The sequence below is a fragment of the Candidatus Latescibacterota bacterium genome, from assembly GCA_019038625.1.
In the GTDB taxonomy this organism is placed as follows: domain Bacteria; phylum Krumholzibacteriota; class Krumholzibacteriia; order Krumholzibacteriales; family Krumholzibacteriaceae; genus JAGLYV01.
In genome coordinates, this window is sequence record JAHOYU010000009.1 from 1 (window position 1) to 12,091 (window position 12,091).

The 12,091-nt window shown below is 49.8% G+C and carries 10 protein-coding genes and 1 tRNA gene; all 11 read left to right on the top strand.

Going from position 1 to position 12,091, the window contains the following annotated elements:
* Nucleotides 1-1,063 (top strand): trigger factor (gene tig, locus KOO63_00300; GenBank protein MBU8920277.1); only part of this gene is annotated, 1,063 nt, incomplete at its 5' end.
* 47 nt (nt 1,064-1,110) lie between these two features.
* The gene (gene clpP / locus KOO63_00305; GenBank protein MBU8920278.1) at nt 1,111-1,734 is read left to right on the top strand and encodes an ATP-dependent Clp endopeptidase proteolytic subunit ClpP; all 624 of its coding nucleotides are present in this window, start codon (nt 1,111-1,113) and stop codon (nt 1,732-1,734) included.
* 71 nt (nt 1,735-1,805) lie between these two features.
* On the top strand, nt 1,806-3,056 hold the full coding sequence (clpX, locus tag KOO63_00310; GenBank protein ID MBU8920279.1) for an ATP-dependent Clp protease ATP-binding subunit ClpX: 1,251 nt from the start codon (nt 1,806-1,808) through the stop codon (nt 3,054-3,056).
* 51 nt (nt 3,057-3,107) lie between these two features.
* The gene (gene lon, locus KOO63_00315) at nt 3,108-5,519 is read left to right on the top strand and encodes an endopeptidase La (GenBank protein ID MBU8920280.1); all 2,412 of its coding nucleotides are present in this window, start codon (nt 3,108-3,110) and stop codon (nt 5,517-5,519) included.
* Between the two features lie 14 nt (nt 5,520-5,533).
* Nucleotides 5,534-6,154 (top strand): ribosome biogenesis GTP-binding protein YihA/YsxC, encoded by a 621-nt coding sequence (gene yihA / locus KOO63_00320; protein ID MBU8920281.1) that lies wholly within the window; start codon nt 5,534-5,536, stop codon nt 6,152-6,154.
* A 15-nt stretch (nt 6,155-6,169) separates the two neighbouring features.
* Nucleotides 6,170-7,330, top strand: a complete 1,161-nt coding sequence (locus KOO63_00325; GenBank protein MBU8920282.1) for an aminotransferase class V-fold PLP-dependent enzyme — start codon at nt 6,170-6,172, stop codon at nt 7,328-7,330.
* An 80-nt stretch (nt 7,331-7,410) separates the two neighbouring features.
* Nucleotides 7,411-7,818 carry a hypothetical protein gene (locus KOO63_00330; GenBank protein MBU8920283.1) on the top strand — a complete coding sequence of 136 codons (408 nt, stop codon included), beginning with the start codon at nt 7,411-7,413 and terminating at the stop codon, nt 7,816-7,818.
* 199 nt (nt 7,819-8,017) lie between these two features.
* Nucleotides 8,018-9,301 (top strand): adenylosuccinate synthase, encoded by a 1,284-nt coding sequence (locus tag KOO63_00335; protein ID MBU8920284.1) that lies wholly within the window; start codon nt 8,018-8,020, stop codon nt 9,299-9,301.
* A gap of 83 nt (nt 9,302-9,384) precedes the next feature.
* Nucleotides 9,385-9,457, top strand: a tRNA-Lys gene (locus KOO63_00340).
* Nucleotides 9,458-9,656: 199 nt separating this feature from the next.
* Nucleotides 9,657-11,633, top strand: coding sequence for a T9SS type A sorting domain-containing protein (locus tag KOO63_00345; GenBank protein MBU8920285.1), 1,977 nt, complete (start codon nt 9,657-9,659; stop codon nt 11,631-11,633).
* Nucleotides 11,634-11,657: 24 nt separating this feature from the next.
* The coding region (locus KOO63_00350; GenBank protein MBU8920286.1) for a hypothetical protein at nt 11,658-12,091 on the top strand (434 nt) is incomplete at its 3' end.

Sequence of the window (12,091 nt, forward strand, 5' to 3'; positions counted from 1 at the left end):
CCCGATGGCTTATGGACATGCACTTCAGACAAAGGAGATCCATCCTTTCGGAGAGCCTGTTTTCCGCGATATCAACGATGAGAAAGACAAGCCCCTTTCTTTCAAGGTCGATGTGGAGATCGCTCCTGTCGTCGAACTGAAGGAGTACAAGGGACTCGCTGGGAAAATGGACAAGACAGAAGTGACGGATGAAGAGGTCGAAAAGGTGCTGGAGAATCTCAGAGAGAGAGAAGTCCAGTACGAAGAGGTCGAGAGAGAGGCCACGACAGCAGATATGGTCGTCATCAGCTATGCTCCCATCGGCGAGGATGGCCAGGTCGACGAAGAAAAAAGGATCAAGGACTATCCAGTACAACTCGGCGCTGGACAGCTGTTTCCCGAATTCGAGCTTGCTATCGTCGGAAAGAAGGCCGGTGAGGATGGGGATGTGGCGATAGACTATCCTGAGGATTACAAACCTGAGAGACTGGCCGGCATCAACGTGAAATACTCTTTTACTCTCAAAGAGGTCAAGGAGAAGAAGCTTCCCGAGATCGATGATGAGTTTGTGAACAAGCTGGATGAGAGTCTTGGTGGAGTGGATGGGTTGAAGACGGATATTAATAAAAGGCTCCTCGAGGAAAAGGAACGTGACGCCAGGCGTAAACTCGAGGAAGAAACGATAGACAAGGTCATCGAAAAGAACCCGTTCGAAGTCCCCCTCAGTATGGTCCTCAGGTTCAAGAAGGAACTGGAGAGTGAGGACGAGAAGAGGCGTCAGGCGGCCGGAGTCGGTCCTGAGGAGGACGAGGAGAAGAAGAAGGAGATCGATGAGTTTTTCGACAAGATATCCCGAAGGAACATCAAGCGTTTCTTCCTTGTCGATCATATAGCAAAGGCCGAAGAGATCTCAATCGGTGATGAGGATATGGATAAAGAGATCGAGCGGTTGGCCGAAGAAGGGAAGAGGCCCATTGACGAGGTGAAGAAGGTCATCGCGAAGGGCAGCGACAATTACAACAACCTGAAGGGAAGGCTTCGTGAGAAAATGGTCTTTGAGGCTCTTCTTAAGAAAAAGGATTGAGAAAAAACAGGTTTCAGAAGGATCTGACCAGTAAAGGAGATATCCGGATGGCGAATGAAAAGATAATCGCGACACCGATCCCCTACGTGATAGAGACAAGGGGCAGAGAAGAGCGGATGTATGATATCTATTCGAGGCTTCTCAAGGACAGGATCATTTTCATCGGCACTCCGATCGAGGACATGATGGCCAACGCCGTCGTCGCCCAGCTGCTTTTTCTCGAGGCGGACGATCCGGAGAGAGACATCTTTATTTACATCAACAGCCCCGGTGGTGTGGTCTCCGCAGGTCTGGGGATCTACGATACGATGCAGTACATCTCCTGTGATGTGGCGACGATCTGTATGGGACAGGCGGCGAGTATGGCGGCGGTTCTACTGGCTGCCGGCACGAAGGGCAAGAGATCTATTCTTCCTCATGCAAGGGTCATGATCCATCAGCCGTCTGGCGGATCACAGGGCCAGGCCAGTACTATCGAGATCTATACCAGGGAGATATTGAAGCTTAAAGTCAGGTTGAACGAGATCCTCGCAGGTCATACCGGGCAGCCTATCAAGAAAGTAACCAAGGATACGGACAGGGATTATTTCATGTCAGCCGAGGATTCCCTGGCGTACGGCCTGGTCGATAATGTGCTTGTTTCCAAGAGTGATATAAAAAAATCTGAATGATTTTGAACTAATAGCCTGAAAATGAGTATATTTATTAATAGAAAGTAACACCAGGGGATACCGAGGAAGATATGAAAAAAAAGACCCAGTCTCCAAGAGCTATCAAGTGTTCATTCTGCGGCCGCGGTCAGGACGAAGTGGCGAAACTCGTTTCGGGGCCCTCGGTGTACATCTGCAATGAATGTATAAGGCTCTGCAACGATATCCTAGAAGAGGAGATGGCCGGAACGGTCCTCTACGACGAGGAACATTTTCCGAAACCGAAAGAGATCAGGGATAATCTTGATTCCTACGTTATCGGCCAGGATCAGGCCAAGGTCACGCTTTCAGTGGCAGTCTACAACCACTATAAGAGGATCAGGCACGAGAGAAGCACCGACGATATCGAACTTGAGAAGAGCAATATTCTTCTCGTAGGGCCGACCGGTGTCGGAAAGACACTCCTGGCTCAGACCCTTGCCAGGTTCCTGAAGGTTCCGTTTGCCATTGCGGACGCGACGAGTCTTACCGAGGCAGGGTATGTCGGTGAAGACGTGGAGAACATCCTTGTCAGGCTGCTCCAGAACGCCGATTACAATCTTCCGGCTACCGAGAGAGGTATAATCTATATCGACGAGATCGACAAGATCGCACGCAAGAGTGAGAATCCGTCGATCACGAGAGACGTATCCGGTGAGGGCGTACAGCAGGCGCTGCTGAAGATTCTCGAAGGTACGGTGGCAAACGTTCCGCCACAGGGTGGCAGGAAGCATCCTCAGCAGAAGTTCATCGAAGTGGATACCAGTAATATTCTCTTTATCTGTGGTGGGGCTTTCCAGGGACTCGAAGAGATAGTCGAACGCCGTATAGGCCGGAAGGTCGTAGGATTCGGTGCCGACAGAGGGCCTGACTATCGTAAGGAACTGAACGAGATCATGGAGCACGTACAGCCGGAAGACCTGATCAAGTTCGGGCTCATCCCTGAACTGGTCGGAAGGCTTCCGATCGTCTCTCCGCTTCAGGATCTTGATGCCGCGGCATTGATGGATATCATGCTCAAGCCCAAGAGCGCTCTTATAAAGCAGTACAAGAAGCTGTTCGACATGGAGGATGTAGAGCTCGATTTCACTCCAGGTGCCCTTAGCGCCATTGCCAGACTTGCGATGGAGAGGAAGACCGGAGCGAGAGGCCTCAGGGCTATCCTCGAGGACGCGATGTTGAATATCATGTACGACATCCCTTCTCGTCCCGACGTCAAAAAGATCCTCATCACCGAGGAAACAATTGTTGACAGGGACGAGCCTGAACTGTTTCTTCAGAAGGAACGTCAGAAAAGGGCTTGATGAAAACGCAGCCCCTGATTGATTGTACTATCTACCCCGGAATGGAGCATCATGGGCCGTAAACATGATAATAATATAAGTGAGTTCGATCAGATCTTTCCTATCGTCCCCCTGAGGGACGTCGTGATATTTCCCTCGATGGCAACAGCTATCCTTGTCGGAAGACAGCCCTCTGTCAACGCGGTTGAACGCGCTATCGAATCTGACAAGCTGCTTCTGGTGATAACGCAGAAGAATCCCACCGAGAACGATCCTGGTCCGGAAGACATGTATATGGTCGGGACGATCGTTCGGATTGGATTGTTCTTCAGGTTGCCGGATGGAACGATCAAACTGATGCTCGAGGGGATCAGCAGGGTGAGGGTGAAGGAGTATATCGAAGACGGGAATTACCTGTCCGCCCGTGTCGAACCTGTAGAGATCGATGATTCGATGTCGAGGGAGATCGAGGCCCTGACACGCAAGGTCGAGACTCTCTTCACCGATTATGTCAGGATGAATCATAGAATACCTAACGAGGTGCTACTCTCGCTTCAGACTATCGATGACCGTTCCAGCCTTGCCGACACAGTCGCGGCGCAGCTGCTGCTACGGAACGACGTGAAACAGAATATCCTGGAAACGGATAATCTCGAAGAACGTTTCATGATGCTCAGCAGGATCCTTGCAGAGGAACTGGAGATCCTGGAAGTGGAGAAGGATATCGATGAAAAGGTCTCCAGCCAGGTACAGAAGAGCCAGAAGGAGCTCTTCCTTCACGAGAAGATGAAGGCTATACGCGACGAGCTTGGACATGGCGACGAGATGGCCCAGTTTCAGGATATGAAGCGGAGGATACGCAAGGCGAGGATGAGCAGATCCGCCCAGAAGATCGCCTACAAGGAGCTTGACAGGCTCAAGATGATGTCGCCGATGACACCCGAAGCGACCGTTGTGAGGAATTACCTCGATATATTGACCGCCCTTCCCTGGAAGACGAGGACAAAGGACAATCTTGATCTCGACGAGGTCAAGAAGAGGCTGGATGCTGACCATTATGGTCTCGCAAAGGTAAAGGAAAGGATCATCGAGTTCCTCGCTGTTGTGAAACTGGTCGGCAAGCTCAAGGGACCCATATTGTGCTTTGTTGGTCCTCCTGGAGTAGGGAAGACATCGCTGGGAAGATCGATTGCAGACGCGGTGGACAGGAAATTCGTCAGAGTATCCCTTGGGGGTACCAGAGATGAAGCTGAGATCAGGGGGCACAGAAGGACATATATCGGCTCGATGCCTGGAAGGATCGTTCAGGGACTCAAGACCGCCGGAACCAGGAACCCGGTCTTCCTTCTCGACGAGATAGATAAATTGAGCAGCGATTTCAGGGGTGACCCATCGTCGGCGCTTCTCGAAGTCCTCGACCCGGAACAGAATAACACCTTCAGCGACAATTACCTCGAGGTCGAGTTCGATCTCAGCGAAGTGATGTTTATCACTACGGCAAATGTTCTATATACGGTGCCGCCCGCCCTTCTTGACAGGATGGAGATCATCAGGCTTCCGGGATATCTTCTTCATGAAAAGATCAAGATCGCACAGAAGTTCCTTATGCCGAAGCAGCTGAAGGAGCATGGTATAAGGCCCGAGCAGCTCAAGGTGTCCGAAGCTACACTCAGAGTCATCATCCAGAAGTATACCCGTGAGTCGGGTGTAAGGAATCTCGAGAGGGAGCTGGCCTCGATCTGCAGAAAGGTAGCAAGGAAGCTCGCCACCGATGAAAGCAGCAGTGGAGTAAGGATAACGAAGAATAATATCGAGAATTATCTTGGTATTCCGAAATATACAGAGAGCGAGATCGACAAAAAACAGTCGATCGGAATGGCCACAGCCCTTGCGTGGACTGAGGTGGGTGGAGAGATACTTAATATAGAAGTGACGATCATGCCCGGTAAGGGCGAACTGATCCTCACCGGCCAGTTGGGCGATGTCATGCAGGAGTCAGCGAAGATCGCTCTGAGTTTCGCCAGGACAAAGGCGAGGGTACTCGATCTCGAAAACGATTTTTTCTCAACGATAGACGTTCATATACATGTGCCCGAGGGAGCGATACCGAAGGACGGACCGAGCGCCGGCGTGGCGATCGGTACAGCTCTTATCTCATCCTTCTTTGATATTCCGGTGAAAAGGGATGTGGCAATGACAGGAGAACTCACCTTGAGGGGAAAGGTCCTTCCCATCGGAGGACTGAACGAGAAAGCAGTGGCTGCATTGAGAGCCGGCGTGAAGACGCTGGTTCTGCCGAAGGGAAACGAGAAGGACATCAAGGAGCTTCCTGAGGAAGTAAAGAAGAAGATGAAGATAGTAATCGCCGACACGATAGATGACGTTCTGGAAAACGCGCTGGTAAAGAAGCTCGATTGGGGCATTAAGCACCGCAGGCGTATTGGTGGCTTTTTTAGCGACAATGCGCCAAAATCGGCTAACTAACGGAAAATAAACCAGTGAAGATAAAAAGTCTCAATCTGGCAGCCACCGAACTGAGCCTCACAAGGTTTCCCAAAACCTCGATGCGGGAAGTCGCTATAGCGGGACGGTCCAATGTGGGCAAATCGTCCCTGCTCAACACCCTTCTTTCCAGAAAGAACATAGCCAGAGTCAGCAGGGCCCCTGGGAAGACCCGCACTGTGAATTTTTTCCTCATCAACGACAGGTTCCACCTGGTCGATCTTCCCGGCTACGGTTACGCAAAGGTGTCAAAGGTGATGCGAGCCGAATGGAACGGTATTATCAGAAAATATCTGGCTGAGAGGGAAAACCTCTCAGGAGTGATCCAGCTGATCGATTCGAGACACCCTCCAACAAGGGACGATCTTGAGATGATCCAGAACCTTGTCGACGGTGAAAGGAAATTTCTGATAGTATTTACCAAAGCCGATAAGATCAGAGGAAACGCGAAGGCAAAAATGCTGAAGGAATTTCGTTCGTATTTTGATGGTTTCTCGATAGGCCGCTTCACAGGAGGGCCGGATCAGGAAGAATTCGAGATACCGATGGTGTTATCTTCGGCGAAAACAGGTTTGGGGCGCGACGATATCTGGAGATGGATCGCGTCCAGGCTTTGAGCAGCGACGGGCGGAATGACTCAATCGAAAAAAACTATACTACTTCTTACTCCTGGCCCGGTCCATATCCAATCCAAAGCATGGGCAGGTCTCGAACATATTCATCACAGGACTGAACGGTTCAGGGAAATAGTCCGAGAATCCAGCACGTTGACAGGAGTCCTTGCAGGGACTTCGAGGGACGTATTTTTTCTGACCGCTTCAGGTTCGGGCGCGATGGAATCGGCCATCTGCAATCTTACTGTTCCAGGTACAAGTGTCATGACTGTCTCCGGAGGAAAATTCGGGGACAGATGGACAGAGCTGGCCCGGGCCTTTGGCTGCGACGTCGATCCTGTACTTTTTGATCCCGGAAAGAGGATCGATATCTCCACCATCCTCGACAGGATGAAGAAGAAGACGCCTGAAGTCATTACTCTGGCTCATGTGGAATCGTCGACAGGGCTGCTTCTCGAGCTCAGGGAGCTTCTTGAATCCCTGCCAGAACCGCGGCCACTGGTCGTCCTCGATGCTGTCGCTTCCCTTGGAAGCGAGGAGATCAGGATGGACGAATGGGGGATAGACCTGCTGGTTTCGGCCGGGCAGAAGGCCCTGGCCGCCCCTCCGGGAATAAGCCTTGTGATCGCAAGTGAAAAAGCTGCGTGTGTCTACAAAAAGAACGATAACAGGAAATATTATTTTTCATATGGGCGGTATGAGGAAGGGATGTCGACAATGGATACTCCTTTCACGCCAGCTGTCCAGTCCCTGCAGATCATGCATGATTCACTTCTTAAGATGAAGAACGATGGTGTCGAGAAGGCCAGGAACAGGCATTCAGTCTTCGCGCAGGCTTTTCTACGGGCGGCGTCAATTTTGGGGCTGAGAAGCTTTCCTGAAGTCCCCTCTGCATCCGTACAGGCTCTCAGGATGCCGCCAGAAGTGATCGCGGATGAAATACTTTCGTATCTTGTGGATGAAAAGGGGCTTATGCTGACAGGAGGCCAGGGTGAGCTGAAGGGGAAGGTGATCCGTACAGGGTTTCTCGGAGTTCATTGCGGCGGAGTCATCAGGAGCCTGGTCGAAGGACTCGCCGGTGCTCTTCGCGAGCAGGGGCTGGACGGGGACCTGGACAGAGCCCTGGACGAGCTTTCAGTCCTTAAAACCTGGCCCGACAGTCCCCTGAGGAAACTTTGAATTATTGATGATATTCATTCTGAGCTACTTGACATAAATTGTTGAACAGGATATAATTAATCTGTAACAAGGAGGTGCGATTGCGACCTGAGCTAAAGAAGCGAGGTCTCGCCGTGCTGATTGTGTGTTCGCTGCTTCTTGGCGCGGGCATTTCCAACAGCTCGGAAGACTTCATGAAAAGACTTCCTCTCTACGACCGATTCAGATGTGCCATCTGTCATGGCGTGTCCACACCGACGACCGGCAATGCCCCCCTTAACTTTTTTGGGACGGCATTTCACCAGAACGGCGACAAGTGGGATTCCAGCCTGGCCGATCTGGACTCTGATGGTGACGGCTTCGAGAACGGCTTCGAACTTGGGGACAACGAGGGTGACGGCATTCCGGATGCAGATAACGTGCGAAGCAACCCAGGAGATCCGTCGGAGACTCCCAGTTCATTGCCTCCGAAAACCTGGGGTGTCATCAAGAAGTTGTTCAAAGAATAGCGATCCAACAGCAGAAGATAGCAGCGATACCGCCATCTGGCGGTTTTTTTGTGTCCTCTCAGGGGGGTGGGAAACCATGATGACAATCCCTTCCAGAGACTGTCACTCCGGGAATAAATGAGTTGCACTCGAAGTGGCTATAACATAGACTTCACGCTGGCCGTTGGTCGCAGTTTTTATAAAAACAGGAGTATAGAATATGTCAGCTACGGTAATACTGGGTGGTCAGTGGGGAGATGAGGGGAAGGCAAAGGTAGTCGATTTCCTCATGCCGCACCACGATGTCGTGATACGGTTCCAGGGGGGCGCGAATGCCGGCCATACCGTAGTGACTGATGTGGGAAAGTTCGCTTTTCATCAGATCCCGTCAGGACTTCTTTATCCGGAGATCACAGGCCTGCTTGGAAATGGGATGGTGATAGATCCCTTCGGATTTCTCGAAGAGCTTCGTGACCTGATCTCAAGAGGGATAGATATCAGCCATCGTCTTTTCATCAGTTCAGCGGCCCATGTGGTCATGCCCCAGCACAAACTCCTCGACAATCTGCTTGAATCCGAGCTGAAAAAGGACAGTATCGGCTCCACAAAGAAGGGTATAGGCCCTGCCTACTCAGACAAATACACGAGACGCGGGATGAGGATGGGGGATTTCCTGCTTCCCACCGACAAGCTTCATGAATTGATAACCGAAATTGTTGAAAGCGCCAACAGGCAGATCAAGTTGCTGGGAGCGCCTCCTCTTTCACCGAAGAAAGTAGCCGCCGACCTGATAAACATCAGGGAACTCCTTTCGCAGATGATCATTGATTCTCAGGAACTGGTTTTCAAGTGGAAGCGCGAGGGTAAAAGGATCATGCTCGAGGGTGCCCAGGGGACCCTTCTGGATATAGACCATGGGACGTATCCGTTTGTCACTTCGAGTTCGTGTTCGATAGGTGGAGCGATGACAGGAAGCGGACTGGCAGCTTCGGATATCGACAGGGTGATCGGGATCTTCAAGGCCTATACGACCCGTGTGGGGAATGGCCCATTTCCGACCGAGCTTGACGGGGATGACGGGAAATATCTTGCGGATAAGGGGAACGAGTTCGGTACGACGACAGGTCGTCCACGAAGATGCGGCTGGCTCGACCTGGTCGCGGCAAGATACGCCGTCCAATTGAACGGACTCTCAGAGATCGCGTTGACGAAGCTCGACGTCCTGGAAGGTATGGAGAAAGTGAAGGTATGTACGGCCTACGAACTGGACGGTAAGAGGATCGGATATTTCCCGCAGAACGCGGGAATGCTGTCGAGGTGCAAGCCTGTCCTGGAAGAATTTCCCGGTTGGGAAGGAAACGGCGACGAGAGTGGCGATTATGATGCGTTGCCAGAAAACGCCAGGAAATATGTCGAGATGCTCGAGGAGAGGCTTGAGGTAAAGGCATCGTTCATATCGCACGGACCCGAGCGCAAGAAGACTATCATAAGGGACGGCTTCTAAACAGGTTGACAGGGCAGTCTGCTCTTATTAAATTGATACTTCCGCCGTCTGAAAACGGCATCAAATAGACTTACGCATTGTATGGGCCGCTAGCTCATCTGGTAGAGCACCTGCCTTTTAAGCAGGTGGTGCTGGGTTCAAGTCCCGGGCGGCTCATTTTTTATTCTCTTAAATAACAATAAGTTATATATACTTGAGTCTGTTTGACCTTCCCCCATCTATACTACCAGGCACTGAGTTAGAAATTCTTCACTTAATCGAAGCAGGTATAGCCCCCCTACATATTGACTTCACCTGATTATGGTAGTACAGTGGTGCCTCTAAAGGAATCTACTCAAATTATATGGAGGGGACTATGAAGCATACGGTACGCTTGATACAGCTTTCGATTGTTACCGTCTTAATATTAACCTCAGGGGCGAATGCTGAATGGATTGATAATGGGACACCTATTTGTGTTAAACCCGGGAACCAGTGGGGACCCAAGTTGGTGCCTGATGGCCTTGGTGGGGCGATAATATGCTGGGTATCCAGTGAGGAAGCCCCTTTGGGATATGATGTGTATGCACAAAGAATTGATACATACGGAAATGTTCAGTGGTCTGAGGATGGATCCCTGATTTGCTCAAACGAACACCACCAGCATTACACTCAAATAGTCTCAAATCTCTCCGGGGGTGCGTTCATATTTTGGCATGAGGAATTATCAGGGGAATATGAAGAACCTGAGCTTTTTGTTCAGCAAATAAATGCTGATGGAGAAAAATTGTGGGGGCCAGATGGTATTAAATTATGCGAGCGGAATTTTTTCATGTGGGTTCATGCAATTCCAGATTCCTGTGGCGGTGTATATGTGACCTGGTACGATTGGAGTGGTGGTTACGGTGATGTTTACTGTCTTAGGCTTGATGCTTCAGGTAATAGTGTGTGGGGAGAGAAATTGAATCTTAGTCCACCTGATGGTCCAACTGATCTTGGACAACAATATTCTACGCTAGCACCGGACGGTTCCGGTGGTGTTTATGTTGTTTGGGAGGATGGTAGATTTGGGTTTGACAGGAGGATATTTGCACAAAGAGTCGATTCTACTGGAAACTCATTCTGGGGTGGTTTTGGGATCTCGATAGGCTCGGTAAGGTCGGCTGATTGGCAAACTGGGTCCTTCCCGAAGGCTCATTATGATGGGCAGGGTGGATGTATCGTTGTCTGGAAAGGTGAAGATCAGTTTGGAGTCGACAAAATTTATTTGCAGAGAATTGATGGTGTCGGAAATATATTGTGGGGGACTAGCGGTAAAGTTATTTCTGAAACGGAATCAGTGCAAACAGCACCTGAAGCAATCATTAATGAAGAAGGAAATTTGATTGTTACATGGGTTGACTATCGTTTAGCCGAGGATAGGCCGAGAGTTTACGCCCAAAAATTCAATTTATCTGGAAATCCGTTATGGAGTGAAGATGGTGTGCTGGTAGGGGAAGCTGATAAAGGGGGCGCAGGAGATCCCCAGCTTATTAGTGATGGTGAAAGTGGGGTCTATGTAACCTGGGTTTGGGAAAGTGATGTTGGCGTTCAACACATTGATGCTGATGGCAATTTGCTTTGGGGGCTTCATGGAGTGGCTGCTTGCAACGCAGCTCGAAATCAAACTAGACCCAGGATATGCTCGAATGAAAATGGTGGGATTATTGTTGCTTGGACCGATGATAGGAACCATAACTACGATATATATGCATCAAATATTGATGATTCAAGTATACTTCCTATAAGCACAGCCTTGTTGTCCTATTCCATCAATGAACATGTCGATGGATTTGTTATAGATTGGGAAGTAAACGATGTACTAGAGGTGGCAGAATTTATCATATGGCGATATACATTTCCCTTCGAAGAAGCAACGCATCTTGCTTCCATAAATCCACAGGAGGGCCAAATAGCCTATGCATATGAAGATGATACTTGTGAACCCAATTCAAAATATCAGTATCGTGTTGATGTGCTAATTGATGGTACAAGGGTAGTGTTATTTGAGACTGACGAAGTGACCACTCCTTCAATTAGAGTCAAGATCTATCAAAATATCCCCAACCCATTCAACCCATCGACCAATATCAGCTTCTATATACCTCAGAGTGGAGATGTACTGCTCCAGGTATTCGATGTTGAAGGTAAGCGAGTTCGGACCCTGAGCGATAAACCATACGACAAGGGCCGACACGAAGTCATATGGGATGGTGTGAGCGATTCTGGTGATCCTGTAGCCTCTGGAGTCTACTTCTACAGGTTGACGACAGGAAAAGAGACTATATCGAAGAAGATGGTGCTGCTTAGATAATCCTAAACGGGAGGGAATTAAAGTATGAAACGCTTCATGATGTTTTCGGTATCAATTCTGTGCCTGTCAATCGCTGTGCTGATCGGGTTCCAAGCACTTGGAGATAACGCAATGGCACAGGGGGCAGTGGGTGCTAAATACTTTTTGGAGGGTACTGGGAGTATGCCGGGAAAAATGTTTGCTGTATTACCCAACGGAGATATTTATTTCAGCGTGTTTGGTGAAGGTTGGAATAGTTTTGGGGAAAGAATTTATACTGGCAATTTCTGGAGTGGGCTTTCGGTTGATTTTACAGATGCAGAATATCATTTCTATTATGAAGGACAGATTTTTGCTGTGCTTCCCGGGGGAGACACATATCGAGGGGGAATAGTCGCAGATACTTTGATACAGACGTTTTATCTTGGAAATTTCTGGGATGGCATTATTCCAACTGCTTCATCCTCGTGGGGCAGCGT

Coding starts and splice junctions, on each gene's coding strand:
- clpP (MBU8920278.1), top strand. CDS start 1,111: ATGGCGAATGAAAAGATAATCGCGACACCGATCCCCTACGTGATAGAG.
- clpX (MBU8920279.1), top strand. CDS start 1,806: ATGAAAAAAAAGACCCAGTCTCCAAGAGCTATCAAGTGTTCATTCTGC.
- lon (MBU8920280.1), top strand. CDS start 3,108: ATGGGCCGTAAACATGATAATAATATAAGTGAGTTCGATCAGATCTTT.
- KOO63_00325 (MBU8920282.1), top strand. CDS start 6,170: ATGACTCAATCGAAAAAAACTATACTACTTCTTACTCCTGGCCCGGTC.
- KOO63_00335 (MBU8920284.1), top strand. CDS start 8,018: ATGTCAGCTACGGTAATACTGGGTGGTCAGTGGGGAGATGAGGGGAAG.
- KOO63_00345 (MBU8920285.1), top strand. CDS start 9,657: ATGAAGCATACGGTACGCTTGATACAGCTTTCGATTGTTACCGTCTTA.